The 26,996-nt window shown below is 72.6% G+C and carries 23 protein-coding genes and 1 riboswitch; of the genes, 6 read left to right on the forward strand and 17 right to left on the reverse strand.

Annotated elements, in window-relative coordinates; all coding sequences use genetic code 11:
* Nucleotides 1-136 precede the first annotated feature (136 nt).
* From thpD to ectA, 4 genes are all read right to left on the reverse strand, one after another.
* Entirely contained in the window at nucleotides 137-1,027 is an 891-nt protein-coding gene (thpD, locus tag K7G59_RS20840; protein WP_225836380.1) for an ectoine hydroxylase, read from the reverse strand.
* 6 nt (nucleotides 1,028-1,033) lie between these two features.
* Nucleotides 1,034-1,438, reverse strand: a complete 405-nt coding sequence (locus K7G59_RS20845; RefSeq protein WP_225836381.1) for an ectoine synthase — start codon at nucleotides 1,436-1,438, stop codon at nucleotides 1,034-1,036.
* A 91-nt stretch (nucleotides 1,439-1,529) separates the two neighbouring features.
* Nucleotides 1,530-2,801: a diaminobutyrate--2-oxoglutarate transaminase gene (gene ectB / locus K7G59_RS20850; protein ID WP_225836382.1), complete on the reverse strand. Its 1,272-nt coding sequence runs from the start codon at nucleotides 2,799-2,801 to the stop codon at nucleotides 1,530-1,532.
* Between the two features lie 13 nt (nucleotides 2,802-2,814).
* Nucleotides 2,815-3,333, reverse strand: coding sequence for a diaminobutyrate acetyltransferase (gene ectA, locus K7G59_RS20855; RefSeq protein ID WP_225836383.1), 519 nt, complete (start codon nucleotides 3,331-3,333; stop codon nucleotides 2,815-2,817).
* Between the two features lie 465 nt (nucleotides 3,334-3,798).
* Here ectA and K7G59_RS20860 point away from each other — a divergent pair, with 465 nt between their 5' ends.
* The 5 genes from K7G59_RS20860 (at nucleotide 3,799) to K7G59_RS20880 (ending at nucleotide 8,451) form a co-directional block, all read left to right on the forward strand.
* Nucleotides 3,799-4,644, forward strand: coding sequence for a transporter substrate-binding domain-containing protein (locus K7G59_RS20860; RefSeq protein WP_225836384.1), 846 nt, complete (start codon nucleotides 3,799-3,801; stop codon nucleotides 4,642-4,644).
* Nucleotides 4,641-5,474: an amino acid ABC transporter permease gene (locus K7G59_RS20865; protein ID WP_225836385.1), complete on the forward strand. Its 834-nt coding sequence runs from the start codon at nucleotides 4,641-4,643 to the stop codon at nucleotides 5,472-5,474. Before K7G59_RS20860 ends, K7G59_RS20865 begins: the two co-directional genes overlap by 4 nt.
* Complete coding sequence (locus K7G59_RS20870; protein ID WP_225836386.1) at nucleotides 5,471-6,265, forward strand: amino acid ABC transporter ATP-binding protein; 795 nt, start codon at nucleotides 5,471-5,473, stop codon at nucleotides 6,263-6,265. Before K7G59_RS20865 ends, K7G59_RS20870 begins: the two co-directional genes overlap by 4 nt.
* Before the next feature lie 42 nt (nucleotides 6,266-6,307).
* Nucleotides 6,308-7,399 (forward strand): amidohydrolase family protein, encoded by a 1,092-nt coding sequence (locus K7G59_RS20875; RefSeq protein ID WP_225836388.1) that lies wholly within the window; start codon nucleotides 6,308-6,310, stop codon nucleotides 7,397-7,399.
* A gap of 143 nt (nucleotides 7,400-7,542) precedes the next feature.
* Nucleotides 7,543-8,451, forward strand: a complete 909-nt coding sequence (locus K7G59_RS20880) for an SCO1860 family LAETG-anchored protein (protein ID WP_225836389.1) — start codon at nucleotides 7,543-7,545, stop codon at nucleotides 8,449-8,451.
* A gap of 26 nt (nucleotides 8,452-8,477) precedes the next feature.
* Here the strand turns inward: K7G59_RS20880 and cobC are convergent, their stop codons facing one another.
* Genes cobC through cobM form a run of 6 tightly spaced genes read right to left on the reverse strand, consistent with a single transcriptional unit; the run spans nucleotide 8,478 to nucleotide 14,801 of the window.
* Entirely contained in the window at nucleotides 8,478-9,524 is a 1,047-nt protein-coding gene (cobC, locus tag K7G59_RS20885) for an Rv2231c family pyridoxal phosphate-dependent protein CobC (protein ID WP_263976564.1), read from the reverse strand.
* Entirely contained in the window at nucleotides 9,514-10,434 is a 921-nt protein-coding gene (locus K7G59_RS20890) for a sirohydrochlorin chelatase (RefSeq protein ID WP_225836390.1), read from the reverse strand. Before K7G59_RS20890 ends, cobC begins: the two co-directional genes overlap by 11 nt.
* The gene (locus K7G59_RS20895) at nucleotides 10,431-11,021 is read right to left on the reverse strand and encodes a precorrin-8X methylmutase (RefSeq protein ID WP_225836546.1); all 591 of its coding nucleotides are present in this window, start codon (nucleotides 11,019-11,021) and stop codon (nucleotides 10,431-10,433) included. Before K7G59_RS20895 ends, K7G59_RS20890 begins: the two co-directional genes overlap by 4 nt.
* 5 nt (nucleotides 11,022-11,026) lie before the next feature.
* A complete protein-coding gene (cobJ, locus tag K7G59_RS20900) occupies nucleotides 11,027-12,742 on the reverse strand; it encodes a precorrin-3B C(17)-methyltransferase (protein WP_225836392.1) in 1,716 nt (571 codons plus the stop codon).
* Nucleotides 12,739-13,986, reverse strand: a complete 1,248-nt coding sequence (cbiE, locus tag K7G59_RS20905) for a precorrin-6y C5,15-methyltransferase (decarboxylating) subunit CbiE (protein ID WP_225836394.1) — start codon at nucleotides 13,984-13,986, stop codon at nucleotides 12,739-12,741. The genes cobJ and cbiE overlap by 4 nt, the downstream gene beginning before the upstream one ends.
* Nucleotides 13,983-14,801, reverse strand: a complete 819-nt coding sequence (gene cobM, locus K7G59_RS20910; protein WP_225836396.1) for a precorrin-4 C(11)-methyltransferase — start codon at nucleotides 14,799-14,801, stop codon at nucleotides 13,983-13,985. The genes cbiE and cobM overlap by 4 nt, the downstream gene beginning before the upstream one ends.
* Before the next feature lie 154 nt (nucleotides 14,802-14,955).
* On the opposite strand from cobM, the gene K7G59_RS20915 reads away from it, so the two are divergent.
* Entirely contained in the window at nucleotides 14,956-15,684 is a 729-nt protein-coding gene (locus K7G59_RS20915) for a ZIP family metal transporter (protein WP_225836397.1), read from the forward strand.
* A gap of 41 nt (nucleotides 15,685-15,725) precedes the next feature.
* Here the strand turns inward: K7G59_RS20915 and cobI are convergent, their stop codons facing one another.
* The 7 genes from cobI to K7G59_RS20950 all read right to left on the reverse strand — a co-directional run bounded on the left by cobI (nucleotide 15,726) and on the right by K7G59_RS20950 (nucleotide 26,686).
* Nucleotides 15,726-16,457, reverse strand: a complete 732-nt coding sequence (gene cobI / locus K7G59_RS20920; RefSeq protein WP_225836399.1) for a precorrin-2 C(20)-methyltransferase — start codon at nucleotides 16,455-16,457, stop codon at nucleotides 15,726-15,728.
* Entirely contained in the window at nucleotides 16,454-17,800 is a 1,347-nt protein-coding gene (locus K7G59_RS20925; RefSeq protein WP_225836401.1) for a cobyrinate a,c-diamide synthase, read from the reverse strand. Before K7G59_RS20925 ends, cobI begins: the two co-directional genes overlap by 4 nt.
* Nucleotides 17,800-18,399, reverse strand: coding sequence for a cob(I)yrinic acid a,c-diamide adenosyltransferase (cobO, locus tag K7G59_RS20930; protein ID WP_225836403.1), 600 nt, complete (start codon nucleotides 18,397-18,399; stop codon nucleotides 17,800-17,802). Before cobO ends, K7G59_RS20925 begins: the two co-directional genes overlap by 1 nt.
* A complete protein-coding gene (locus K7G59_RS20935; protein ID WP_225836406.1) occupies nucleotides 18,399-20,399 on the reverse strand; it encodes a putative cobaltochelatase in 2,001 nt (666 codons plus the stop codon). Before K7G59_RS20935 ends, cobO begins: the two co-directional genes overlap by 1 nt.
* Before the next feature lie 169 nt (nucleotides 20,400-20,568).
* On the reverse strand, nucleotides 20,569-24,219 hold the full coding sequence (cobN, locus tag K7G59_RS20940; protein WP_225836408.1) for a cobaltochelatase subunit CobN: 3,651 nt from the start codon (nucleotides 24,217-24,219) through the stop codon (nucleotides 20,569-20,571).
* On the reverse strand, nucleotides 24,216-25,727 hold the full coding sequence (locus K7G59_RS20945; protein WP_225836410.1) for a cobyric acid synthase: 1,512 nt from the start codon (nucleotides 25,725-25,727) through the stop codon (nucleotides 24,216-24,218). Before K7G59_RS20945 ends, cobN begins: the two co-directional genes overlap by 4 nt.
* Entirely contained in the window at nucleotides 25,724-26,686 is a 963-nt protein-coding gene (locus K7G59_RS20950; RefSeq protein ID WP_225836412.1) for a cobalamin biosynthesis protein, read from the reverse strand. Before K7G59_RS20950 ends, K7G59_RS20945 begins: the two co-directional genes overlap by 4 nt.
* 100 nt (nucleotides 26,687-26,786) lie before the next feature.
* Nucleotides 26,787-26,930, reverse strand: a riboswitch (cobalamin riboswitch).
* Nucleotides 26,931-26,996: the final 66 nt, after the last annotated feature.

Consider the following 26,996-nt stretch of genomic DNA (forward strand, 5'->3'; position numbering starts at 1 on the left):
CCGCACCGGGCCTCGGCACCCGGCCGCCCCACCGCGCGCATGCCCCGACAGGCGGATACCGGCCGGGGCATGCCCGCATGGGGGCGGGGCGCCGCCGCTGCACCGCCGGATCAGCGGCGGACGCGGTGGTGTGGACTCACTGCACGGGGGTGAAGTCCCGGGCCCCGATGAACTCCGGCCGGCGCACCGGCGCGGCGAACGGCTCCACCGCCGTGTTCTCGACGCTGTTGTAGACGATGAAGACGTTGCTGCGCGGGAACGGCGTGATGTTGTCGCCGGAGCCGTGCATGCAGTTGCAGTCGAACCAGGTCGCGGAGCCGGCCCTGCCGGTGAACAGGCGGATGCCGTACTCGTCCGCCAGCGAGGTCAGCGCCTCGTCGGACGGGGTGCCCGCGTCCTGCATCTGCAGCGACTTCTTGTAGTTGTCCTCGGGCGTGGCCCCGGCGCAGCCCAGGAACGTCCGGTGCGAGCCCGGCATGATCATGAGCCCGCCGTTGGTGTCGAGGTTCTCGGTCAGCGCGATCGAGACGGACACCGTGCGCATGTGCGGCAGGCCGTCCTCGGCGTGCCAGGTCTCGAAGTCCGAGTGCCAGTAGAAGCCGCTCGCGCCGAAGCCCGGCTTGACGTTGATCCGGGACTGGTGGACGTACACGTCCGAGCCGAGGATCTGCCGGGCGCGGCCGGCCACCCGCGGATCGCGCACCAGGTTCGCGAACACCTCGCTGAGCCGGTGCACTTCGAAGACGGAGCGGATCTCCTTCGACTTCGGCTCGACGATCGAGCGCTGGTCGGCCCGGACCGCCGGGTCGGTGACCAGCCGGTCCAGTTCCCGCCGGTAGACCTCGACCTCGTCCGGGGTGATCAGCTGGTCGACGGCGAGGAAGCCGTCACGCTCGTACGCCTGCAGGCCGGCGGTCGTGATCGGCCCCGGTGTGTCCGGGGAGCCCCAGACGACCGGGTCCTGCCGGGGCACGGTCACCTCGGTGGTGCCGCGGGTGGGGTAGAGATCGCTGACGGTCGTGGTCATGGGATGTCACACCTCCTCGGGCTCGGTGAGCAAGGGATAGACGCCGTTCTCGTCGTGGTCCTCCCGTCCGGTGACCGGCGGGTTGAACACGCAGATGCAGCGGAAGTCCTCCTTGACGCGCAGCGTGTGCCGCTCGTGCCCGTCGAGGAGGTACAGGGTGCCGGGCGTGATCGTGTACGTCCGCCCGGTCTCGTGGTCGGTGAGTTCGGCCTCGCCCTCGACGCAGACCACGGCCTCGACATGGTTGGCGTACCACATCGACGTCTCGGTGCCGGCGTACAGAACGGTCTCGTGCAGGGAGAAGCCGACCCGTTCCCGGGCGAGGACGATCCGCTTGCTCTCCCAGGTGCCGGACTTGGCCCTGACATGCCGGTCGGTGCCTTCGATGTCCTTGAACGATCGGACGATCACAGTGCTGTGCTCTCTCCTGTCGGTGCTGTCGGTGCTGTCGGTGCTGTCGGTGCTGTCGGTGCTGTCGGTCGGGCCTGTCGGTCCCGGCCGGTCAGACGGTTTCGCGGACGGCGCGGGCGAGGACGCTCAGGCCCTCGTCCAGTTCGTCGGCGGTGATGGTCAGGGCGGGAAGCAGCTTGACGACCTCGCCCTCCGGGCCGGACGTCTCGATGAGCAGCCCGAGGTCGAAGGCCCGCCGGGCGACCCGCGAGGCCCGCGCCTTCTCGTGGAACTCCAGGCCCCACACCAGACCGCGCCCGCGGTACTCCGACACATCGGCGAGGTTCTCCTCGGTGATGGAGATCAGCCCCTGCTCGACCTGTTCGCCCCGGGCGCGGGTCTGCTTCTCCATGGCGCAGCCGTCGGTCCAGTACGTCTCCAGCGCGGCGGTCGCCGTGACGAACGCGGGGTTGTTGCCGCGGAAGGTGCCGTTGTGCTCGCCCGGGTCCCAGACGTCCAGTTCGGGCCTGAACAGGCACAACGACATCGGCAGCCCGTAGCCGCTGATCGACTTGGACACGGTGACGATGTCGGGCGTGATGCCCGCCTCCTCGAAGGAGAAGAAGGCCCCCGTGCGACCGCAGCCCATCTGGATGTCGTCGACGATCAGCAGCATGTCCTGCCGCTCGCACAGGGACTTGAGGGCGCGCAGCCACTCGGGGCGGGCGACATTGATGCCGCCCTCGCCCTGCACGGTCTCCACGATCACCGCGGCGGGCTTGTTGAGGCCGGAGCCCTGGTCCTCCAGCAGCCGCTCGAACCAGAGGAAGTCCGGGACGGTTCCGTCGAAGTAGTTGTCGAACGGCATGGGGGTGCCGTGCACCAGCGGGATACCGGCGCCGGCCCGCTTGAAGGCGTTCCCGGTGACGGCGAGGGAGCCCAGGGACATGCCGTGGAAGGCGTTCGTGAACGACACGATCGCCTCGCGCCCCTTCACCTTCCGGGCCAGCTTCAACGCCGACTCGACGGCGTTGGTGCCGGTCGGCCCCGGGAACATGACCTTGTACGGCAGGTCGCGCGGGCGCAGCACCAGGTCCTGGAAGGTCTGCAGGAAGGTCCGCTTGGCGGTGGTCGACATGTCCAGGCCGTGGGTGACGCCGTCCCGCGCCAGGTAGTCGATCAACGCCCGTTTGAGGACGGGGTTGTTGTGGCCGTAGTTGAGTGAGCCGGCACCGGCGAAGAAGTCGAGGTACGCATGACCGTCCTCGTCGTACATCCGGCTGCCCTGCGCACGGTCGAACACGGTGGGCCAGCCGCGGCAGTAGCTGCGCACCTCGGACTCCAGGGTCTCGAAGACGCTGAGGTCGGGCTGGGTGATGGTCACGGTGATTTGCTCCTCAGTGCGCGGTACGGGGGGTCAACGGGCCGATGTGGTAAAGGACTTCGGGGTCGTGCGGGCCGTCCGGGAAAAGGCCGGCCGGGAACAGCACCGCGCGGCTGACGTTCGCGCCGTGGCGGGCGGCGTACGAGGTGAACAGGCGCTCGGAGGCGGTGTTGCCAGGGCTGATGGTCGTCTCCACCTCTGCGATGCCGCGCTCGGCGACGAGCCGTGCGGTCAGTCCGTCCAGCAGTGCGGCGGCGACACCGCGGCCCCGCTGGGCCAGGTCCACGGCCACCTGCCAGACGAGCAGGGTGCGGGGCCGGTCGGGCCGCACGTACCCGGTGACGAAACCGACCGGCTCCCCGTCCGCCCCGCGCGCCACCGCGGAGGTGCCGGCGAAGTCCCGGCACCACAGCAGATAGCTGTACGACGAGTTCAGGTCGAGGGTTTTCGAGTCCTTGGCGAGACGCCAGAGCGCGGCTCCGTCGGACACCGTCGGTCGGTCGATGAGTAGGTCTGCGGGTGCGGCAGTCATGCGGCACGAATTTAGCGAGGGGGATTCAGAAATGCACGAGCGGGGTTCTCGCTACGGACGTGATCCAATGCGGAATGCCTGGATTGCCCCAGCTTAAATCGGGACAAAACCCCTCCGTTGTGGAGCGTGTCACAGCCTCTGAATCCGCTGGAAATCTCCCCCGTTTAGCCTCCGAAAAAGCGGGCAGAAGAAAACGGGAAGCTGTCGTCAATCAATAGGTGAATCGACGGCAATAAAGTCGGTCGGGAATGGTGAAGCTGGTTTGAATTCCAGGGCCGGCGGTTCCGGCGGCGCGCCGCGGCCGGGCGGACGCGTCCCCGGCCCAGGCTCCACCCCCGGCGGGGGTCGCCGCATGATCAATTCCACCGTTCTCAGGTCACACGGGCCTCAAACCATGGGTTTGATTTGAGAGACTCAAATCTTTCCTTATAATCGGAACCCACAGTTCACTCATAGGAGACCCCCATGAATACGCCGCTCGGGCGCCGGACCCGCTTCCTGGCCGCCACCACCGCGACCGCCGCGCTCGCGCTCGTCGTGGCCGGCTGCTCCTCGGACAGCGGGAGCGGCAAGACCACCGTCAAGGGGGTTCACCTGGCAAAGGGCGGTCAGCTGACCACCTGCACCCACCTGCCGTACCCGCCGTTCCAGTCGGAGGTGAACGGCAAGGTCCAGGGCTTCGACGTCTCCCTCATCGACCTCGTCGCCAAGGACCTCGGCGTCAAGCAGGACATCCTCGACACGCCGTTCGAGAACTTCAAGACCGGCGCGTTCCTCAACTCCGGCCAGTGCGACCTGGCCGCCGCCGGTATGACGATCACCCCCGAGCGCAAGAAGCACGTCGACTTCTCCGACCCGTACTTCGAGGCCACCCAGGCCGTCCTCGTGGACAAGAACAGCGGCCTCACCTCGCTCGCGGACGTCAAGGCCAAGGGCAAGAAGCTCGGCGCCCAGGCGCAGACCACCGGCGAGGACTACGTCAAGGGCAAGGGCTTCGACCCGGTCTCCTTCGAGTCCTCCGACGCCGTCCTCAACGGCCTGCGCACCGGCCAGGTCCAGGCCGTCGTCATCGACTACCCGGTGGTCCAGGGCTGGCTGAAGGACAAGGCCAACGCGGACAAGTTCAAGATCGTCGACAACCTCAAGACCGGCGAGCAGTACGGCTTCACGGTCAAGAAGGGCAACAAGGCGCTGCTCGACGCCGTCAACAAGGCGATCAAGGGCGCCAAGGCCGACGGCACCTACAAGAAGATCTACGAGCAGTGGATCGGCCCGTACGACGCCTCCGTGGCCTCTCCCGCCGCGTCATGACCGACACCGAGGTCCGGCTCCAGCCGAAGAAGAAGGGCCTGACCCGGCGCCAGAAGCGCCGTCTGTCCCGCGGTGTGCAGTACGTCGTCTTCGTCGCCGCCGTGACCGCCCTGGCGGTCACGGCGGACTGGGGCCGGCTGCAGAACCAGTTCGCCCAGGGCGACATCGCCCGGCAGATGTGGCCCGACGTCATCACCCTGGCGCTGAAGAACACCGTCCTGTACACGGTGTCCGGCTTTGCCGTCGGACTGGCGCTCGGCCTCGTCGTCGCACTGATGCGGCTGTCCTCCGTGGGCCCGTACCGCTGGCTGGCCGGCCTCTACATCGAGATCTTCCGCGGCCTGCCCGCCCTGCTGATCTTCGTCTTCATCGCGGTGGCCGTACCGCTGGCCTTCCCGGGCACGGAGATCCCCGGTGGCACCTACGGGAAGGCCGCCCTCGGCCTCGGACTGATCGGCGCCGCCTACATGGCGGAGACCTTCCGCGCCGGCATCCAGGCGGTGCCCAAGGGACAGATGGAGGCGGCCCGTTCACTGGGCTTCTCACCTGCCCGCGCGATGATCTCGATCATCATCCCGCAGGCGTTCCGGATCATCCTCCCGCCGCTCACCAACGAGCTGATCATGCTCTTCAAGGACTCCTCCCTGGTGCTGCTGCTCGGCGTGACCCTGGAGGAGCGCGAACTGTCCAAGTTCGGCCGGGACCTGGCCAGTACCACCGCCAACTCCACGCCGATCCTGGTCGCGGGCCTGTGCTACCTGCTGGTCACCATCCCGCTCGGCTTCGTCGTGCGCCGTCTGGAGGCCAAGGCCCAGAAGGAGATCAAGTGACCCGCCCCGAGATCCGCGTCCGGGACCTGCACAAGTCCTTCGGCGACAACCAGGTCCTCAAGGGCATCGACCTGGAGATCGGCCAGGGCGAGGTCGTCTGCGTGATCGGCCCCTCCGGCTCCGGCAAGTCGACGCTGCTGCGCTGCGTCAACCTGCTGGAGGAGCCCACCAAGGGCCAGGTCTTCGTCGGCGGCACCGAGGTCACCGACCCGGACGTCGACATCGACGCCGTCCGCCGCCGTATCGGCATGGTCTTCCAGCAGTTCAACCTCTTCCCGCATCTGAACGTCACCGAGAACCTCACGCTGCCCCAGCGCCGGGTCCTCGGGCGGGACAGGGCGACCGCCGCGAGGACCGCCGCCGAGAACCTGGCCCGGGTCGGCCTGACCGAGAAGGCCGAGGCCTACCCCTCCTCCCTCTCCGGTGGCCAGCAGCAGCGCGTCGCCATCGCCCGCGCCCTCGCCATGGGGCCCGAGGTGATGCTCTTCGACGAGCCGACCTCCGCGCTCGACCCCGAACTCGTCGGGGACGTCCTCGCCGTGATGCGCATGCTCGCGGACGAGGGCATGACCATGATGGTCGTCACCCACGAGATGACCTTCGCCCGCGAGGTCGCCGACCGGGTCGTCTTCATGGACGGCGGCGTGATCGTCGAGGACGGCAGCCCCCAGCAGGTCATCGGCAACCCGAGCCACGAGCGCACCCGGCACTTCCTCTCCCGCCTGCTCGACCCGGCGATGGCCGAGGTGGAGGAGGAGACCTCGGACCAGGTGGGAAAGACCGAGGCGTAACTCACTCACCAGGCACCGGCCCGGCTCACTAAGGTGCCGTACATGAGCGAACGCGCGGTGCTGCACGTGAAGGGCCGGGTCCTGGTGGGACCCGAAGACGTCCGTGACGAGCTGTGGGTGGTGGGGGGACGCGTCTGCTACGACCGTCCCGCCGGCGCCCGCGACATCACGACCGTCGAGGGCTGGGCGCTGCCCGGCCTGGTGGACGCGCACTGCCACGTGGGCCTGGGAGCGGAGGGACCGGTCGACGCGGAGGCCGCCGAGAAGCAGGCGCTGACCGACCGGGAGACCGGCACCCTGCTCATCCGGGACGCGGGCTCGCCCTCCGACACCCGCTGGATCGACGACCGCGACGACCTCCCGAAGATCATCCGGGCCGGCCGGCACATCGCCCGCACCCGCCGCTACATCCGCAACTACGCGTGGGAGGTCGAGCCGGACGAACTCGTCGCGTACGTCGCCCAGGAGGCCCGGCGCGGCGACGGCTGGGTCAAGCTGGTCGGCGACTGGATCGACCGCGACCTCGGCGACCTCGCCGCCTGCTGGCCCCACGAGGCGGCCAAGGCCGCCATCGCCGAGGCCCACCGGCTCGGCGCCCGCGTCACCGCACACTGTTTCGCGACGGACTCCCTGCGCGACCTGGTCGAGGCGGGCATCGACTGCATCGAGCACGCGACCGGCCTCACCGAGGACCTGATCCCGCTCTTCGCCGAGCGCGGGGTCGCGATCGTCCCGACGCTCGTCAACATCGCCACCTTCCCGACGCTCGCGGCCGGCGGCGAGAACCGCTACCCGCGCTGGTCGGCGCACATGCGGCGGCTGCACGAGCGGCGTTACGACACCGTGCGCGGTGCCTACGACGCCGGGATCCCGGTGTACGTCGGCACGGACGCGGGCGGCTCGCTGGCGCACGGCCTGGTCGCGGCCGAGGTCGCCGAACTGGTCGCCGCGGGCATACCGTCCGTCGACGCGGTGTCCGCGACGAGCTGGGGCGCCCGCGCCTGGCTGGGCCGCCCCGGCCTGGAGGAGGGCGCACCGGCCGACCTCGTGGTCTACGAGGGCGATCCGCGGCAGGACGTACGGGTGCTGGCGGCTCCGCGCCGGGTCGTGCTCAACGGGGTCGTGGTCGAGTAGGGGAACACCAGTACCCGGCGATTCGAAGAGGCGTGCGGAATGTCCACGTTCGAGTGAAGTAACCCAGGATCGCTGACCGTTCACCCACAGTGCGTACATGGTTGACGGGTCCCAAGCACGTTCCGTCTGGGGGTCCCACCACCTTGAACACCGACAACTTCCGCATGCCCGCGCGCCGTCTCGCCACCGTCGCGACGGTCACCGCCCTGGCCGCCGGTCCCGCGGTCCTGGGCGCGGGCGCCGCACACGCGACCACCGACCACGGTCGCGCCTCCGCCGTCGTCCTGCGCACCGGTCTCGACGTGTCCCTGCTCAACAAGACCGTGGACGTCCCGCTCGCGGTCTCCCTCAACGAGGTCCGGGCACCGCAGAGCGCGAACCGGACGGCCCTGTCCGCCCGCCTCGACGGCGTCGACGGCGGCAAACCCTTCACCGTGCTCGGCGCGGACGTCGCCAGCGCCAGGGCCACGGTCACGGACCGGCGCGCCGAGGGCTCGGTCCGGCTCCTCCACGCCAGGCTGCACGTGCCCGGCCTGCCCCTGCTGTCCCTGATCGAGGCCGACGCGGTCACCGCCCGCGCGACCTGCGAGGTCGGCAAGCGGCCCGTCGCCTCCGCCGACGTCCTCGGCGCCGTCACGGTCCTCGGCAAGCGCATCACACTGACCGCCGGCGGCCCGACCGAGGTGAAGGTGCCCGGCGTCGGCGAGGTCCGCCTCGACCTCGCCCAGCGCCGCACCGCGACCTTCACGGCAGCGGCCACCGCCCTCGAACTCAAGGTCTCCGTCAACCCGTTGAAGCTGAACGTCGCCGACGTGGAGGGCACGGTCACCCTGGCCAGGGCGACCTGCGAGACACCGGCGGCCCCGCCCACCGGGCACCCCGTGCCGAGCCACGACCCGGCGGCCGACGTCCGCCCCCAGGGTGCTCCCGCCCAGGCGGACCTGGCGGAGACGGGCGGCAGCCCGGCGACCCCGTACATCGCCGGCGGCGCGGTGGCACTGCTGCTGGTGGGCGGGGGAGTGACGGCACTGGCCCGCCGCAGGAAGGGCTGACAGAGCCCCCGGAACTCCCGGCGGGGTCAGCCCAGTGCCCGCTCCAGCTCCGCCAGGAATCCGTTCACCGTGGCCCTGTCGCGTACGGCCACGCGCACCCAGTCCTCGTCCAGCCCGGGGAACGTGTCCCCCCGCCGGACCGCATAGCCCAGCTCGCGCAGCCGGTGCCGTACCCCGGCGGCCCCGGGCATACGGACGAGGACGAACGGCCCCTCCGCCGGACCGGCCACCCGCACACCCCGGTCGGCGAACGCGGACAGCCCCGCCACCAGGTGACCCCGGTCCGAGGCGATCCGGTGCGCCGCGTGCGCCGCCTCCGCGAGCGCCCGCGGCGCCACGCACGCCTCCGCCGCGGCCAGCGCCGGCGTGGACACCGGCCACAACGGCTGGGCCCGCTCCAGTCCGACGATGGTGTCCGGTGCGGCCAGGACGTAGCCGATGCGCAGCCCGGCCAGACCCCAGGTCTTGGTCAGGCTGCGCAGCACGACCAGGCCGGGCACGTCCGTCCGCCCGGCCAGCGCCTCCCGCTCGCCCGGCACCGCGTCCATGAACGCCTCGTCGACCACCAGCGTCCGCCCCGGACGGGCGAGTGCGGCGATCACCCCGGCCGGATGCAGCACCGAGGTCGGGTTCGTCGGGTTGCCGATCACCACCAGATCGGCGTCCTTCGGAACGGCCGCCGGATCCAGCCGGAAGCCGTCCTCCTCCCGCAGCAGCACCCGCTGCACGGTGTGCCCCGCGTCCCGCAACGCCGCCTCCGGCTCGGTGAACTGCGGGTGCACCACAACCGGCTGACGCACCTTCAGGGCGCGGGCGAGCAGGACGAACGCCTCCGCCGCGCCCGCCGTCAGCAGCACTCGCTCCACCGGCAGCCCGTGCCGCGCCGCCACCGCCGCCCGCGCGGCCCGCCCGTCCGGGTAGGCCGCGAGGGACGACAGCGAGGTGCTGATCTCCTCCCGCAGCCACCGCGGGGGCGTGTCCGCGCGGACGTTGACGGCGAGGTCGACCAGCGCCGCCCCGCCGTCGCGGACCTCCACGTCCCCGTGGTGCCGCAGATCGTGCTCAGTGGGCATGGGAGTGCCCACCGTGGTGGTGATGGTGGTGGTGGCCGTCGTCGTCCGGGTGGAAGTGCGGCTGCTGCGGCAGCCCCACCTTGTCCGCGAAGCCCGGCAGCGCGATCCGGTAGACGCACGAGTCGCAGTTCATGCGCAGATCGCCCTTGACGGCCTCCTCGTACCGCTCCATCACCAGGTCCAGCAGCTCCGGCTCGGGCCCGATGACGTCCGCCGAGCGCACCTCGACCTCCGGACGGGCCGCCGCCCAGTCTTCCGTCTGCTGCCGCACCCGGTCCGGCAGAATGCCGGTGAACAGGAAGTACGGCAGGACGACGATCCGCTTGGCACCCAGCTTCGCGCACCGGTCCAGGCCGCTCGGTACGTCCGGCGCCGCCAGAGACACGAACGCCGTCTCCACGCCGGCGTACCCGCGGCCCTCCCACAGCAGCCGCGCCGCCTTGTACACCTCGGCGTTGGCGTCCGGGTCGGTGGAGCCCCGCCCGACGAGCAGCACCGTGACATCGGCCCGGTCCGCGGGCGTCCGGGGACCGCCGCCGAGCGCCTCGTCCAGCCGCCGCTCCAGCACACTCAGCAGCGCCGGATGCGGGCCGAGCGGGCGGCCGTAGCTGTACGAGATGCCCGGGTGCCGTTCCTTCTCGCGGGCCAGCGCGGCGGGGATGTCCCCCTTGGCGTGCCCGGCGGACACCAGCATCAGCGGCACCGCGGCGAACCGCCGTACGCCCCGCTCGACCAGCTCGGTGACGGCCTCGCCCAGCGGCGGCGGGGACAGCTCGATGAAGCCGCCCGCGACCGGCAGTTCGGGGTGGCGGCGGCCCAGCTCCCGGACGAAGTCGCGGAAGGCCTCGGCTCCTGCCTCGTCCCGGGTGCCGTGGCCGGCGATGAGCAGGGCGGGCGGCGGGGTGGTCACGATGTCTCCTCGAACGGTGAAACGGGGTGGTACAGCAGGGCGTTGAGCGCGGCGGCGGCGACCGCCGAGCCGCCCTTCTCGGACACGTTGCTCACGGCGGGCAGCCCGCTCGTCCGCAACGCGGCCTTGGACTCGGTGGCACCGACGAAGCCGACGGGCAGGCCGATCACGAGCGCCGGGGAGGCGTCCAGGACGAGCAGCTCCTCCAGGGCGGTCGGCGCACAGCCGATCACCCACAGGGCGCCCGGCCCGACCTGCTCGTAGGCGAGCCGGACGGCATGGGCCGAACGGGTCAGCCCCGGACCGGACCTGGCGTCCGCCAGACGGCAGACCGTCTCGCGCCGGGTGATCCCGGCGGCCACCATCTCGACGTCCACGACGACGGGCGCCCCGGCGTGCAGCGCGGCGTGCGCCTTCACCAGATCACCCTCGTCCATGACGAGATCGGAGGCGTACTCCAGGTCGGCGGCGGAGTGGATGACCCGCTCCGTCACCGCCCGGGTCAGCGGCGGCAGATGCGAGGTGTCCAGGCGGGCGCGCAGCCGCCGGAAGGACTCCTCCTCGATGGGATGGACCACACGGGTCACACTGCTCACTGGGCGCCCTCCTCCGTGCTCACCTGCGTGCTCTCCTGCCAGCGGTAGCCGCGCGGGGTCACCATGCGGCCCGCGATGTTCCGGGTCGCCGTGTTGCCCACGGTGACGACCGTCATCATGTCGACCGACGCCGGATCCAGCGTGCCGAGCGTGGTCACCCGGCTCGACTCGTCCGGCCGTGAGGCGTTGCGGACGACACCCACGGGCGTCGTCGGCTCCCGGTGCCCGGCGAGGATGCCGAGCGCCTTGGGCAGCTGCCAGTCGCGGCCCCGGGAGCGCGGGTTGTAGAACGTCACGACGAGGTCCGCCTCGGCCGCCGCGCGCACCCGCCGCTCGATGACCTCCCACGGCGTGTGCAGATCGGACAGGCTGATGGACACATGGTCGTGGCCCAGCGGCGCACCCAGGATCGCCCCGGCGGCCAGCGCGGCCGTGACCCCGGGCACCCCGACCACATCGATGTCGTCGGAGGCCTCGGCGAGCGCGGGGGAGGCCATGGCGTACACGCCCGCGTCCCCACTGCCGATCAGCGCCACCGCGTGCCCCTTGCGGGCCTCGGCGACCGCCGTACGGGCCCGCTCCTCCTCCGCGCCCAGACCCGACTCCAGCACCCGGGTGCCCGGCCGCAGCAGATCGCGGATCTGGTCGACGTACTGGTCGAGCCCCACCAGCACGGAGGCCCGCCGCAGCTCGGCCGCCGCACGCGGGGTGAGCAGATCCCGGGCACCCGGCCCGAGGCCGACCACCGCGAGCCGTCCGCGCCCCGGCCGCCGGACGACCGCACAGGTCGCCATCGCGGGCTGCCCGTCCGCACGCTCCGACTTCCGCTTGGGAACGAGGAGTTCACCACCGCCCACCAGAGCGGCGGCCTCGGCCACCGACGGGGTCCCGACCGCCGCGAGCGGCGCGTGCGAGGGGTTCGGCACCGACACGGCCGCCAGCTCCTCGGCGGAGTACGTCACCAGGGGCACCCCCAGCCGCTCTGCGGCGGCCACGATGCCCGGCTCCTGCGCCTTGGCGTCCACGGTGGCGAGTTCGGCCACGGACTTCGGCGACAGGCCCGCCTCGCGCAGCGCGTCCCCGACCAGCCCCAGCACCTCGTCCACCGGCGCGCCCCTGGAGGCGCCGACGCCGACCACCAGGGACGGCGGGCGCAGCAGCACCTCGCGCTCGCCCGGCGCGACGTCCCGGTCGGTCAGCCGGATCGTGTACGACCCCTGCGCGGACGTCGGCAGCGGCGGCAGCGGCCACGCCGTCTCCACCTCCAGGGCGACCGGTTCGCCGTCCAGCAGGGCCCGCGAGACCGCCGCGACCGAGCCTTCGAAGGGGAGACCGAGCGTGTCCAGACCGGGCAGCCCGACGGCGTCCGTCGCCGTCGTCACCACGGGCCCGGCGCCCAGCACCGCACCCACCTCGCGGGCGAGTTCGTTGGCGCCGCCGCCGTGCCCGCCGATCAGCGACACCGCGAACCGGCCGCCCTCGTCCACGCACACCACACCGGGGTCGGCGGCCTTGTCACCGAGCAGCGGGGCGAGCAGCCGGACCACCGCGCCCGTGGCGAGGAAGCACACCAGCTGCTCGCACTCCGCGAACGCGGCCCGCACGGCTTCGCCGACGGGCCCGTCGTACACCCGCGTACGCTCCGGCCACGCCGCGGCCAGCCGGTCGCGCGCCGCCGCCCCCGCCGCGGTGGCGGAAATGAGGCCGATCACTCGGAAACTCCTTCACTCGACGCCGTGGGTCTGACGCCCCACAGCAGGAACACGGGATTGGTCGCCGCGAGCCGGGTGACATCCCCCGGCAGCGGCGCCAGCCGCGACGACTGGAGCAGCACTCCGTCGCAGCGGAAACCGGCACCGGTCAGCGCCTCGCGCGCCGCCGGCACCCGGTCGAGCGCGGCCATCGCCACGACCACGCTCCGCCGCGCCCGCCGCGCGCACGCGGCGACGATGGCGGGCAGCTCGCGCCCCCCGCCGCCGACGAACACGGCGTCGGGGTCGTCGTGCGGACCGGACAGCCCGGCCAGCGCCTTCGGCGCGGCACCGTGCAGCACCCGCACGTCCACGCCGTGGGCGCGCGCGTTCGCCCGGATCCGCTCGACGCCGTCCGGGGCCTTCTCGACGGCGACGACGGCCGCGCCGAGCCGCGCGCACTCCACGGCCACCGAGCCCGAGCCCGCGCCGACGTCCCACACCAGGTCGCCCGGGCGCGGCCCGAGCCGGGCCAGGGCGAGGGCCCGCACCTCGAACTTGGTGATCATCGAGTCCCGGTGGGCGAACCCGCTCTCGTCCAGCGCCCATCGCCCGGGGTGCGCCGGCAGGCCCGCGACCGTGCGCACGGCACCGAGCGCCCGGTCCTCGTCCAGGCACAGTACGACGCTGACCGCCGTACCCCAGTCCCGGGCCGCGGCCTCGGCGGGCGTCACGCGCTCCACGCGCTCGCGCTCCGGATCGCCGAGCGCGCTCGCCACGACGAGGACCCGGTCGTGGCCGGCGAGCGCGGCACCCAGTTCGGCGGGCCCGGACCCGGGCCCGGTCAGCACGGCGACCTTGGGCCGCGCCCGGCAGACGTTGACGGCCGTGCGCAGGTCCCGGCCGTGCGCACTGACCACGGTCGCGTCGTCCCAGGGCAGCCCGAGCCGGGCGAACGCCGTCGCCACCGAGGACACCCCGGGCCGCACGTCCAGCCGTCCGGCCCCGAACCGCTCGGCCAGCACCCGCACGATCCCGAAGAACCCGGGGTCGCCCGAGGCGAGCACCACCACGGGCAGGTCCTTGCCCATGTACTCCGCGACCACGTCCAGCGCGGGCGCCAGCGGTCCGAGCACGACCCGCTCCACGCCCTCCGGCAGCCCCGCCGCCTCCAGGTGCCGCCGCCCGCCGACGACCAGCGCGGCGCCGGCGAGCACGTCCTGCGGCACCGGCCCGCCCGTGCCCGTACCCACCACGGTGATCATGTGCTCGCGCCCCGCTCGCGCAGCGCCCTGCGCGCCTCGGGGTCCGCCTTGCGGAAGCCGTGGAAGTGACCCGGGTGGTACAGGTGCGATCGTGTCCCGTGGGCGTCCAGGGCCGGGCCGACCAGGAACAGCGTGTGCTTCCAGAGCTTGTGCTCCTTGACCGTCTCCTCCAGCGTGCCGATCGTGCACTTCACGATCAGCTCCTCCGGCCAGGTCGCCTGGTAGGCGACGACCACCGCAGTGGTCTCCGGGTAGCCGCCCTCCAGCAGCTCCCGCACCAGCTGGCCGCTGCGCGCCGCCGACAGGAAGATCGCCATGGTGGTGCCGTGCCGGGCGAACTCGCGTACTTCCTCGCCCGGCGGCATCGGCGTCTTGCCGCCGCCCAGCCGGGTCAGCACCACGGACTGCGCGACCTCGGGAATGGTCAGCTCACGCCGGGCGAGCGCGGCGACCGCCGAGAAGGACGACACGCCCGGTACGACCTCGGTGGCGATCCCGATCTCCGCGCACCGGTCGAGCTGCTCCTGCGTGCCGCCCCACAGCGCCGGGTCGCCGGAGTGGATGCGGGCGACCTTCAGGCCCTCGGCGTGGGCGCGCCGGTAGACGGCGACGACGTCCTCCAGGGACATGGCCGCCGAGTCCAGGATCTCCGCGTCCTCGCGGGCGTGTTCGAGGACCTCCGCCTGGACCAGGCTGGCCGCCCAGATCACCACGTCCGCCTCCGTGATCGCGCGCGCGGCGCGGAACGTCAGCAGGTCCGCGGCGCCGGGGCCGGCGCCGACGAACGTCACCTTGCCGGTGGGGGCATCGGCCATGGGAAGTGGTCCTCTCGTGCGGGGCGTCGAATGTGACTCGACTGGGGAACAGGAGATCGGCGGAACAGGGGGAACAGGCGGAACGTCAGGGTCTGGGCGGACGGCGACGGCGTCCGATGTGCGCACAGCCGCCTCCATCGGATAGCAAGGGCCTATGGCGGTCTTCGTCGCGCTCGGCGCGTTCCTGATGACGCTGGCCGGCGGCTGGACGGCACAGCGTGTGACCGACCGTCGCCATCTCGTCCTGGGGCTGGCCGGCGGCCTCATGCTGGGCGTGGTCGGCCTGGACCTGCTGCCGGAGGCGCTGCACGCGGCGAACCACGTGGTCTTCGGCGTACCGGTGGCCCTGCTGCTCTTCGTCGCCGGCTTCCTGCTGGCCCATCTGGTGGAACGTCTGCTCGCCGCCCGCCAGGCCGCGCACGGCGGCGACGAGCACCACCACCGGGCGCCCGAGGTGGGACTGACGGCGGCCGGCGCGATGGTGGGCCACAGCGCCATGGACGGCGTGGCGATCGGCGCGGCCTTCCAGGTGGGCAGCGACATGGGCCTGGCCGTCGCGCTGGCCGTGATCGCGCACGACTTCGCCGACGGCTTCAACACCTTCACCATCACCAGCCTGTACGGCAACGCGCGCCGCCGGGCGATCGGCATGCTCGTGGCCGATGCCTGCGCACCCCTCGCGGGCGCGCTGTCGACCGCCTTCTTCCATCTGCCCGAACCGGTGCTCGGCGGCTATCTCGGCCTCTTCGGCGGCGTACTGCTCTACCTCGCCGCCGCCGAGATCCTCCCCGAGGCGCACCACGAGCACCCCGCCCGCTCCACCCTGCTGTGCACGGTGGCCGGGGCGGCGTTCATCTGGCTGGTGGTCGGCATCACCGGCTGACCGTCCCCGGACATGGGTCACGACCCGGTCCCGGACGTGGGTCACAGCTTCCCGCCCCGCCCGCCGTCGCGCCGCGGCGGCGCGATCAGCGTGGAGAGGTACGGCAGCGGGCCGCCGTCGAGGTCGCAGGCGGGCCGGATGGACTCCTCCTCCAGCCCCAGCGCCGACCCCCACACCGCGTCCCCGATCCGCCCGGTCTCCCGCAGCGCCTCGGCGACCTCGGCGGCCTGCCGCCCGAACTTGTACGCCACGACCGTGCCCGGCCCGGCCAGCGCCTCCTTGAGCGCACCGGAGCCCGCCGTCACCGGTACCAGCGTCAGCGGCTCGGTGCCCTCGGTGAGCACGGCACCGGAGCGCGCCGCGAGATCCTGCATGGCGGTGATGCCCGGCACGGTCTCCACCACGACGCCTGGCACCAGCTCCACGATGGTCTGCGCGAGATACGTGAACGTCGAGTACACGTTCGGATCGCCGATGGTCGCGAAGGCGACGGACCCGTGCTGCCGCAGCAGCTCCGCGACCCGCTCGCCCGCCGCGTCCCAGGCAGCCTCCCGACGCGCCCGGTCGGTCCGCTCGTTCAGCGCGAACACCACCCGGACGACCCTGTCCCCGGGCACGTAGTGCAACACGGTCGCCTCGGCCCGGCCCCGTTCACCGCTGTCCATCACCGGTACGACGACGACGTCGGCCGCGCGCAGCGCGTTGACCCCCTTGACGGTCACCAGCTCCGGATCACCGGGACCGACCCCGACCCCGACCAGCCTGTTGCTCATGACGTCCGGCACCTCTCCACGAACCGACGGGCCACACCGGGCTCGGCCGCCCAGTGCGTGTGCAGATAACTCGCGTGCACGCCCTGCTGTACAAAACCTTCGACCCGCCGCACCGGGGCCAGCAGGCCCCAGGCGGGAGCCGCACCGGCCCCGGGCTCGACGACGGTGCGGTGGAACTCGTGCCCGCGCATCCGCGTCCCGGCGACCGCCAGCACGCTGTCGCCGACGGCCACGGCGTCCCGGTAGCCGAGGGTCAGTCGTTCACTCATCCGCGCGGTGGCGTCCAGCACCCCGCACATGGGCTGCCCGTCCAGCTCCCGGCACAGATAGAGCAGCCCGGCACACTCGGCGGCCACGGGCGCACCGCTCCGTGCCAGTTCGGCGACGGCCCTGCGGAGCGGCTCGTTGGCGGACAGCTCGGCGGCGTACACCTCGGGGAACCCGCCGCCCACGACCAACCCGGCAGTGCCCTCGGGCAGTCGCTCGTCCCGCAGCGGATCGAAGGTGACGACCTCGGCCCCGGCGGCGGTGAGCAGCTCGGTGTGCTCGGCATAGGAGAAGGTGAAGGCGGGACCACCGGCCACCGCCACCACCTCACGCTTCGGTGTCGTGGTGACAGCAGGCGCCCAGGGACGGGACGACAACGCTCCCGCACTGCGTGCCAGTGCCAGCAACGCTTCGAGATCGCATCCTCGCTCCACCTGGGCGGCCATCGCCGCCACCGCGTCCACGGCGTCGCTCCGCCGCTCGGCGACCGGCACCAGCCCCAGATGCCGGGACGGCGTGTCCACCTGGGAGACCCGCCGCAGCACACCCAGCACAGGCACCCCGGAGGAGTCCAGCGCCTCCCGGAGCAGCTGCTCGTGCCGGTCGGATCCCACCTTGTTGAGGATCACCCCGCCGATGCGCACCTGCGGATCCCAGGACGCGAACCCGTGCACCAGCGCCGCCACGGACCGCGACTGCGACGACGCGTCCACGACCAGCACCACCGGCGCCGCCAGCAGCTTGGCGACATGCGCGGTGGAGGCCAGCTCCCCCTCGCCCGCCGCCCCGTCGTACAGCCCCATCACGCCCTCGACGACGGCGAGGTCACACCCTCGCGCACCGTGCAGGAACAGCGGAGCGACCAGCTCCGGCCCGCACAGGTACGCGTCGAGGTTGCGCCCCACCCGCCCGGTCGCGAGCGCGTGGTACCCCGGGTCGATGTAGTCCGGCCCGACCTTGTGCGGGGACACGGCGAGCCCCCGCGCGGCGAACGCGGCCATCAGCCCCGTGGCAACGGTGGTCTTGCCGCTGCCCGAGGAGGGCGCGGCGATGACCAGCCGAGGCACCGACGACATCACCACTCGATGCCCTTCTGGCCCTTCTGCCCCACGTCCATGGGGTGCTTGACCTTGGACATGTCGGTGACGAGGTCGGCGAAGTCCACCAGCTTCCCGGGCGCGTTACGGCCGGTGATCACCACGTGCTGGGTGCCGGGCCGGTTGCGCAGCACCTCGACGACCTCGTCGGTGTCCACCCATCCCCAGTGCATCGGGTACGCGAACTCGTCCAGCACGTACAGCCGGTACGTCTCGGCCGCCAGGTCCCGCTTGACCTGCTCCCAGCCCTCCCGGGCCTTCTCCTCGTTGTCCATCTGCGCGTCCCGCTGGACCCAGGACCAGCCCTCGCCCATCTTGTGCCAGTCGACGGTGCCGCCCTCGCCGGAGGCGCCGAGCACCCGGAGCGCGTTCTCCTCGCCGACCCGCCACTTCGCCGACTTGACGAACTGGAACACCCCGATCGGCCAGCCCTGGTTCCAGGCGCGCAGCGCGAGCCCGAACGCGGCGGTCGACTTGCCCTTGCCGATACCCGTGTGGACGACGACCAGCGGGCGGTTGCGCCGCTGCCGGGTCGTCAGACCGTCGTCCGGAACCACACTCGGCTGTCCCTGCGGCATTACGCGGCCCTCCTCGAAGTCCCCTGAACATCCCTGACCAGCCCGGCGATCGAATCCGCCCGCAGCTCGTCCAGCGTCACCGCCGTACCGCCCAGCTCACCCGCGAGCTGTCCGGCGAGCCCCAGCCGCACCGGCCCCGACTCGCAGTCCACGACCACGGAGGCGACCCCCTCCGTCGCGAACAGCCGAGCCGCACGCCCGGCCAGGGCGACGGGCTCCGGCCCGCCGGTGGCCCGTCCGTCGGTCACCACGACCAGCAGCGCCCGCCGCGCCGGATCCCGCAGCCGCTCCACGCGCAGCACCTCGTGCGCCTTCAGCAGCCCGGCGGCGAGCGGCGTCCGGCCGCCGGTGGGCAGCTGCTCCAGCCGGGCCGCCGCCGCGTCCACGGACGAGGTCGGCGGCAGGGCGACGTCCGCCGAGGCGCCCCGGAAGGTCACCAGCCCCACCTTGTCCCGCCGCTGGTAGGCGTCCAGCAGCAGGGACAGCACGGCACCCTTGACGGCGCTCATCCGCTGCCGGGCCGCCATCGAACCGGAGGCGTCCACGACGAAGAGCACCAGGTTGCCCTCGCGGCCCTCCCGCGTCGCCTGCCGCAGATCGTCCCGCCGGATCACCAGCCCCGGCCCCGACCGCCCCCGCGCCCGCTGGTGCGGGGCGGCGGCCTGCACGGTGGCCGCCAGGTGCAGCTTGGACAGCGCTCCCCGGGGCCGCCGGGCCCCGGTGGTCCGCCCGTGCTCGGTGCGGGCGCGGGAACGCCGGCCCGCCGCCCCCTCACCGATGCCGGGCACGCTCAGCACCTTCGCACGGAACGGCTCGGCGGCCCGCACCGGCGCCTGCTCCTGCCCGCCGGACGCCTGCGGCTGCCCGCCCTCACCGGCCTCGGGCTGCGCGGCGGTGCCGCCGTCGCCCTGGGGGCCGCTGTCGGGCGCGGGCTGCCCACCGCCGCCACCGCCGGGGCCCTCGGGGTCGTCGTCGCCGTCCCCGTCGTCCCCGGAGAACTGCTCCAGCGTGTCGTCCAGCTTGTCCTCGTCCAGCCCCGGCGCGTCGAACGGGTTCCGCCGCCGCCGGTGCGGCAGCGCGAGCAGCGCGGCCTGCCGGACGTCCTCCGCGAGCACGTCCGTCCGCCCGGCCCACGCGGCCAGCGCGGTCGCCGTACGCGCCATCACGATGTCGGCCCGCATGCCGTCCACCTCGAAGGCCGCGCAGGTCGCCGCGATCTGCCGCAGCGCACCGTCGCCCAGCCGTACCTGCGGCAGCAACTGACGTGCCGCCACGATCCGTTGCCGTACGGCGGCCTCCTCGCCGGCCCAGCGCGCGGCGAAGCCGGCCGGGTCGTCGTCGTAGGCGAGGCGCCGCCTGACGACCTCCACCCGCTGATCCGGCTCCCGGGAGGCCGCGACCTCCACGGTCAGCCCGAACCGGTCCAGCAGCTGGGGCCGCAGTTCGCCCTCTTCGGGGTTCATCGTGCCGACGAGCAGGAACCTCGAGGCATGCCGCACGGAGACGCCCTCGCGCTCCACGTACGACGCGCCCATCGCGGCGGCGTCCAGCAGCAGGTCGACCAGGTGGTCGTGGAGGAGGTTGACCTCGTCCACGTACAGGATCCCGCGGTGGGCATCGGCCAGGAGGCCCGGTTCGAAGGACTTCACACCCTCGGCGAGCGCCCGCTCGATGTCGAGCGCGCCGACCAGTCGGTCCTCGGAGGCGCCGACGGGCAGTTCGACCATACGGGCGGCCCTTCGAGTACCGGATCCCGGCTCGTGCGGACCGTCTGGACATGCCCCGTCGGGAGCCGCCGGGTCGCAGGAGAACCGGCACCCGGGCACGACGGCCACCTCGGGCAGCAGTGCGGAGAGAGCGCGCACAGCCGTGCTCTTCGCGGTGCCCTTCTCGCCGCGCACGAGCACACCGCCGACCGCCGGGGACACGGCGTTCAGCAGCAGCGCGAGCCGCAGGTCGTCCTGACCGACGACGGCCGTGAACGGAAACGGGGTGGTCACGCGGCAATCACTCCTTCGGGTGCTTCGTGCCGCAGCGGCATGCACTGCGGCTGCCCAGCTGTCACGGTCGGAGCCTGGTCCCCGCCGACGCGGGGGTGGTCCGAACGTCGACACTCGGGAACACGAGCTGGTCGGCTGCTCCCCGCCGATGCGGGGCTCTCAGGGGCGCTCACTGGTCGCCCTCCAGATCTCCCTCAAGTTCGAGGTAGGTCGCCCGGAGCTGGTCCAGCGTTTCCTGGTCCGGCTCCGCCCAGAGCCCGCGGTCCGCCGCCTCCAGGAGACGCTCGGTGATGCCCCTCAGCGCCCATGGGTTCGAGCGCTTCATGAACTCGCGGTTCTCCGGGGCGAAGACGTACTCGCCGGCCAGCTTCTCGTACATCCAGTCGTCGACCACACCCGCCGTCGCGTCGTAGCCGAACAGGTAGTCCACGGTCGCCGCCATCTCGAAGGCGCCCTTGTAGCCGTGCCGGCGCATGGCCGCCATCCAGCGCGGGTTGACGACACGGGCACGGAAGACGCGGTGCGTCTCTTCGCCCAGCGTCCGCGTCCTCACCTGATCCGGCACGGCCGAATCACCTACGTACGCTTCCGGGTTGGCACCGGTCAGATGCCGGACCATGGCGACCATGCCGCCGTGGTACTGGAAGTAGTCGTCGGCATCCGCGATGTCATGTTCTCTGGTGTCGACATTCTTCGCCGCCACCGCGATCCGCCGGAACGCCGTCTCCATGTCGCCGCGCGCCGCCCGCCCGTCGAGCCCGCGTCCGTACGCGTAACCGCCCCACACCGCGTACACCTCGGCGAGGTCGGCGTCGCTGCGCCAGTTGCGGGCGTCGATCAGCGGCAGCAGACCCGCGCCGTACGCGCCGGGCTTGGAGCCGAAGATACGGGCCGTGGCGCGCCGCCGGTCGCCGTGCTCGGCGGTGTCCTCGTCGGCGTGCGCCCGCACGAAGTTCTGCTCGGCCGGCTCGTCCAGCTCGGCCACCGCCCGCACCGCGTCGTCGATCAGCCCGACGACGTGCGGGAAGGCGTCCCGGAAGAAGCCGGAGATACGGACCGTGACGTCGATGCGCGGCCGGCCCAGCTCCGCCAGGGGGATCACCTCGAAGCCCGTCACCCGCCGCGAGGCGTCGTCCCACACCGGGCGGCAGCCCAGCAGGGCCAGGATCTCGGCGATGTCGTCGCCCTGGGTGCGCATGGCGGACGTACCCCACACCGTGAGGCCGACGGACTGCGGGTACTCGCCCGTGTCCTGGAGGTACCGCTGCACCAGCGAGTCGGCGAGCGACTGGCCGACCTCCCAGCTCAGCCGGGAGGGGATGGCCTTGGGGTCGACCGAGTAGAAGTTCCGGCCGGTCGGCAGCACGTTGACCAGACCGCGGGTCGGCGAGCCGGAGGGGCCGGCCGGGACGTAACCGCCGTCCAGAGCCTTGAGGATGTGGCCGATCTCGTCGGTCGTCCGCGCGAGCCGCGGGACCACCTCGGTGCAGGCGAACTCCAGCACGGCCACCGCGTCCGGCAGTTCGACACTCAGGACCTCGCGGACCAGCGGCGCGGCCTCGGCGATCGCCCAGTCGCGGGCCTCCATGCCCTCGGCGATCCGCCGGCACAGCTGCTCCAGCAGGTCGATCGCGTCGGCGGCCGTCCGGGACGGGCCCTCGACCAGGTCCGTCAGCTCCACCGGCACCTTCACCGGCGCGCCCGGCTCGGCCAGCAGTTCCTTCTCCACGAGCCCGAAGTGCTCGGCCAGCGTGGCCCGCAGCCCCGGCAGCGCGTTCGCCTGCCCGCCCCACACCTGGGAGGCGCGCAGCACGGCGAGGACCAGGTTCACGCGCGGCTCGGCGACCGGACCGCCGCCGAGGATGTGCAGGCCGTCACGGATCTGCACGTCCTTGATCTCGCACAGGTAGCCGTCGATGTGCATGACGAACTCGTCGAACTCGTCGTCGTCCGGCTGCTCGTCCACGTGCAGGTCGTGGTGCAGTTCGGCAGCCTTGACCAGGGTCCAGATCTGGGCGCGGACGGCCGGGGCCTTGGCCGGGTCCAGGTCGGAGACGAGCGCGTACTCGTCCAGCAGCTGCTCCAGCTTGGCCAGGTCGCCGTAGGTGTCGGCGCGCGCCATGGGCGGCACCAGGTGGTCGACGACGGTGGCGTGGCCGCGGCGCTTGGCCTGGGTGCCCTCACCGGGGTCGTTGACGATGAACGGGTAGATGAGCGGGAGGTCGCCGAGGACGGCGTCCGGCGCGCAGCCGCGCGACAGCCCCAGGCCCTTGCCCGGCAGCCACTCCATCGTGCCGTGCTTGCCCATGTGCACGATCGCGTCGGCGCCGAAGCTGTTCTCCAGCCACCGGTACGCCGCCATGTAGTGGTGCGAGGGCGGCATGTCGGGGTCGTGGTAGATCGCGATCGGGTTCTCGCCGAAGCCGCGCGGCGGCTGGATCATCACGACGACGTTCCCGAACTGCAGCGAGGCGAGGACGATGTCGTCGCCGTCCACGTAGAGGCTGCCCGGCGGCTCGCCCCACGCCTGAAGCATGGCGTCGCGCAGCTCGGGGTCGAGCGTGTCGAACCACGCCCGGTAGTCGGCCAGCGGCACCCGCGCGGGCGCCGCCGCCAGCTGCTCCTCGGTGAGCCACTCGACGTCGTGGCCGCCGGCCTCGATGAGCCGGTGGATCAGCTCGTCGCCGTTGTCGGGGTAGGCGGTGAGGCCGTAGCCGGCGTCCCTGAGGGCGTCCAGGACACGGACCGCCGAGGCGGGCGTGTCCAGGCCCACCGCGTTGCCGACCCGGGAGTGCTTGGTCGGGTAGGCGGTGAAGACGAGCGCCAGCTTCTTGTCCGCGTTCGCCTTGTGCTTCAGCCGCGCGTGACGTACGGCGATTCCGGCGACGCGCCCGGCCCGCTCGGGGTCGGCGACGTACACCGGCACGTCGTCCGGCCCCTGCTCCTTGAAGGAGAACGGCACGGTGATGATCCGTCCGTCGAACTCGGGGATCGCCACCTGCATCGCCGCGTCCATGGGGGACACGGCGGCGTCGGACTCCTCCCAGGCGCTCTGGGAGGAGGTCAGGCAGAGCCCTTGCAGCACCGGCACGTCGAGGTCGGCCAGCGCCCCGATGTCCCAGGCCTCCTCGTCACCGCCCGCCGAGGCCTGCGAGGCGTGCGTGCCGCCGGCGGCGAGGACGGTGGCGACCAGGGCGTCGGTCCGGCCGAGGATCTCGTACAGCCCGGCGTCCGCGCCGCGCAGCGAACCGCAGTAGACGGGAAGGGCGTTGGCGCCGTGCGCCTCGATCGCCTCGCACAGCGTGTCCACGAAGGCGGTGTTGCCGCTCAGCTCGTGCGCCCGGTAGAAGAGCACACCGACGGTGGGACGGCCGGCCCTGATCTCGTACGAGCCGTGCACGCCGTACTCCGGCATCGTGCGCGGCTCCTCGAAGCCCTCGCCGGTCAGCAGAACGGTGTCGGAGAGGAACCGGGCCAGTTCGGCCAGGTTCGCGGGGCCGCCCTCGACCAGGTACTTCAGCGCCTCCGCCACGACGCCCGCCGGGACGGACGACTCGGCCATCAGCTCGGCGTCCGGCACGGCCTCGCCGCCCAGCAGCACGGTCGGGATGCCGGAGGCCCGCAGCGCGGCCAGCCCGTCCTCCCAGGCGCGCTTGCCGCCCAGCAGCCGTACGACGGCGAGGTCCGCGCCCTCGATCAGTTCCGGCAGTTCGGCGGTCACGTCGACCCGGGTCGGGTTGCCGATGCGGTACGCGGCGCCGGAGGCCCGGGCCGCCAGCAGATCGGTGTCGGCGGTCGACAACAACAACACTGTGCTCATGCGGGCGCTCCCGGTGGAATGAAAGGCAGTCCTTGTGGCGCGCCCGACTCGATGAGCCGCCAGAGCGCGTCCGTGTCCGCGTGCTGTTCGATCAGGTCGCCGAGCCGGTCGAGCTGCTCCTCGCGCAGCGCGGCGAACGAGGTGTCGGGGGCCGGTACGAAGCGGCGGCCCGCGGCGGCGGCCACCTCGCGCAGGAAGGCCCGCCGGAATCCGTCCGACTCCAGTGAGCCGTGCCAGTGGGTGCCCCAGGTCTGGCCGACGCGGCAGCCGTCCAGGAAGGGGTTGCCGCCCTCGATCGTGGCGACCCCGTGATGGATCTCGTACCCCTCGACGTGCTCGCCGAGGGCTTCCCCCACCGGCCGGGTGAGGGTCTTCTCGCGGGCGAACCGCACGCGCACCGGGAGCACCCCGAGGCCCGGTACCTGCCCGGCGCGCGACTCGACGTCGTCCTCGATGTGCTCGCCGAGGACCTGGAAGCCGCCGCAGATGCCGAGGATCGGCCGCCCCTCGGCCGCCCGGTCGACGAGCGCCTCCGCCAGCCGCCGCTCCCGCAGCCACTCCAGGGCCCGTACGGTGCCGCGCGTGCCCGGCACGACCACCAGGTCGGCGTCGGCCAGTTCCTCCGGCCGGTCCACGAACCGCACCACGACGCCCGGTTCGGCGGCGAGCGCGTCCACGTCCGTGAAATTGGACATCAGCGGAACCGCGCACACGGCCACCCGCAGGACGTCCTCGCCTACGGGCGGGGCGACGTTCGACTCCCGCACGGTCCCGCGCAGGGACACCCGGAGTCCGTCCTCCTCGTCGATGCCGAGTCCGTGCCGGAACGGCAGCACCCCGTAGGCGGGCCGCCCGGTCAGCCCGTGCAGCATGTCCAGCCCCGGCTCCAGCAGGCTCACGTCGCCGCGGAACTTGTTCACCAGGAACCCGGCGACCAGCTCCTGGTCCTCGGGCGAGAGCAGGGCGAGAGTGCCGAAGAAGGAGGCGAAGACGCCGCCGCGGTCGATGTCGCCGACGACGAGCACGGGCAGTCGCGCGCCCCGCGCGATCCCCATGTTGACGATGTCGGTCCGCCGCAGATTGATCTCGGCGGGCGAACCGGCCCCCTCGCAGATCACCGCGTCATACGTGCCCCGCAACTCGGCCAGGCAGTCCAGGACCGTGCCGAGCAGCCGCTGCTGGCGCCCGCCGTGGTACCCGCGTGCGCTCATCTCGCCCACCGGCCTGCCCAGCAGCACCACCTGGCTGCTCTGTTCACCACCGGGCTTGAGCAGGACGGGGTTCATCAGCGCGGTCGGCTCGATCCGGCACGCCTGGGCCTGCATGGCCTGCGCCCGCCCGATCTCCGCGCCCTCGCGGGTCACGAAGGAGTTGAGGGACATGTTCTGCGCCTTGAAGGGCGCGACCTTGACGCCCTGGCGCACCAGCCACCGGCAGATCCCGGCCGTCACGACGCTCTTGCCCGCGTCGGAGGTGGTGCCGGCGACGAGGAGTCCACCACCGCTCATTTCCCACGTCCCTTCAGGAGAAGGCGCCCGGCGACCGTGGCGCCGAGCGCGAGCAGACCGACGCGGCGGGAGAGCCGTACGGCCCGGTCGATGTCGGTGACCTTCACAGCGCGCCCGGTGTCCCCGTTGAGCACGGGCCGGTGCTCGACGCGTCCGCCGTAGGAGAGCGTCCCGCCGAGGCGCACGCCGAGCGCCCCCGCGAACGAGGCCTCCACGGGCCCGGCGTTGGGACTCGGGTGCCGGTGCGCGTCCGCCCGCCACGCCCGGACGGCGCCGCGCGGGTCGGGTCCGGCGACGGTCGCGAGTGCGGCGGTCAGCCGGGCGCCCGGCCAGCCGGCGAGGTCGTCGAGGCGGGCGGAGGCCCAGCCGAAGCGGCGCAGCCGGGGCGACTTGTGACCGACCATCGCGTCCAGGGTGTTGACGGCCCGGAACCCCAGCAGCCCCGGCACTCCGCCCACGGCACCCCACACCAGGGCGCCCACGACCGCGTCGGAGGTGTTCTCGGCGACCGACTCGACCACCGCGCGCGCGATCCCGTCGGCGTCGAGGGCCTGCGGATCCCGGCCGCACAGATGCGGCAGCCGCGCCCGCGCCGCCTCGACGTCCCCGGCCTGGAGGGCGCGCCCGATGGTCCGGGCCTCCCGGGTCAGCGAGGTGCCTCCGAGCACGGCCCAGGTGGCGGCGGCGGTCAGCGCGACGGTGGCGGCGGGGGAGCGGCGTACGGCGTGCTCGGCCGCGGCGCCGAGCGCGACGGCGCCGCCCGCGCAGACGGCGGTGTGCAGCGCGCCCCAGCCGCGGTGGTCGCGCCACAGCACGCGTTCCACGGTTGTTGCCGCCCGGCCGAACGCGGCGACCGGATGCCCGCGGCGCGGATCGCCGAGGAGCAGATCACCGAGGAGGCCGGCGGCGGCGCCGTAGGCGTAGGAGCGGCCGTGTGCGCGAGAGCGATCGGCGCCCATCGGTTCAGCCGGCCACGGGAGCGGCGGCGGTCCTGGCGGTGGTTCTCGATCGGCAGCCGAGCATCGCGATACGTGTCCTCACTCAGGGTGTCCACGCCCTGGTTCGACGAGATCCGGCGGTGAGAGTTCCTGGCTCCCGGGGAGTTCTTCCCCGGTGACAGTGGCGGGACCGCGCCGGATTCGCACCGGCTTCCTCTCGCGCCGCCGTACATGGCCTGGGCAGTCCACCACGTGCCCGGAAGGGCCGTCAACTTGCTGTTGACCTGCGCGGGGAGAGTGTGCTGAGGCCCACATGGACGGTGTCCGGGCA

This window comes from Streptomyces sp. NK08204 (genome assembly GCF_020400585.1).
GTDB lineage: Bacteria > Actinomycetota > Actinomycetes > Streptomycetales > Streptomycetaceae > Streptomyces.

What these genes read in the sequence shown, in the direction of transcription:
- thpD (WP_225836380.1), bottom strand. Translation starts at nt 1,027, where the DNA reads ATGACCACGACCGTCAGCGATCTCTACCCCACCCGCGGCACCACCGAG.
- ectA (WP_225836383.1), bottom strand. Translation starts at nt 3,333, where the DNA reads ATGACTGCCGCACCCGCAGACCTACTCATCGACCGACCGACGGTGTCC.
- K7G59_RS20860 (WP_225836384.1), top strand. Translation starts at nt 3,799, where the DNA reads ATGAATACGCCGCTCGGGCGCCGGACCCGCTTCCTGGCCGCCACCACC.
- K7G59_RS20865 (WP_225836385.1), top strand. Translation starts at nt 4,641, where the DNA reads ATGACCGACACCGAGGTCCGGCTCCAGCCGAAGAAGAAGGGCCTGACC.
- K7G59_RS20875 (WP_225836388.1), top strand. Translation starts at nt 6,308, where the DNA reads ATGAGCGAACGCGCGGTGCTGCACGTGAAGGGCCGGGTCCTGGTGGGA.
- cobC (WP_263976564.1), bottom strand. Translation starts at nt 9,524, where the DNA reads ATGCCCACTGAGCACGATCTGCGGCACCACGGGGACGTGGAGGTCCGC.
- cbiE (WP_225836394.1), bottom strand. Translation starts at nt 13,986, where the DNA reads ATGATCACCGTGGTGGGTACGGGCACGGGCGGGCCGGTGCCGCAGGAC.
- cobM (WP_225836396.1), bottom strand. Translation starts at nt 14,801, where the DNA reads ATGGCCGATGCCCCCACCGGCAAGGTGACGTTCGTCGGCGCCGGCCCC.
- K7G59_RS20915 (WP_225836397.1), top strand. Translation starts at nt 14,956, where the DNA reads ATGGCGGTCTTCGTCGCGCTCGGCGCGTTCCTGATGACGCTGGCCGGC.
- cobI (WP_225836399.1), bottom strand. Translation starts at nt 16,457, where the DNA reads ATGAGCAACAGGCTGGTCGGGGTCGGGGTCGGTCCCGGTGATCCGGAG.
- K7G59_RS20925 (WP_225836401.1), bottom strand. Translation starts at nt 17,800, where the DNA reads ATGTCGTCGGTGCCTCGGCTGGTCATCGCCGCGCCCTCCTCGGGCAGC.
- cobO (WP_225836403.1), bottom strand. Translation starts at nt 18,399, where the DNA reads ATGCCGCAGGGACAGCCGAGTGTGGTTCCGGACGACGGTCTGACGACC.
- cobN (WP_225836408.1), bottom strand. Translation starts at nt 24,219, where the DNA reads ATGAGCACAGTGTTGTTGTTGTCGACCGCCGACACCGATCTGCTGGCG.
- K7G59_RS20945 (WP_225836410.1), bottom strand. Translation starts at nt 25,727, where the DNA reads ATGAGCGGTGGTGGACTCCTCGTCGCCGGCACCACCTCCGACGCGGGC.
- K7G59_RS20950 (WP_225836412.1), bottom strand. Translation starts at nt 26,686, where the DNA reads ATGGGCGCCGATCGCTCTCGCGCACACGGCCGCTCCTACGCCTACGGC.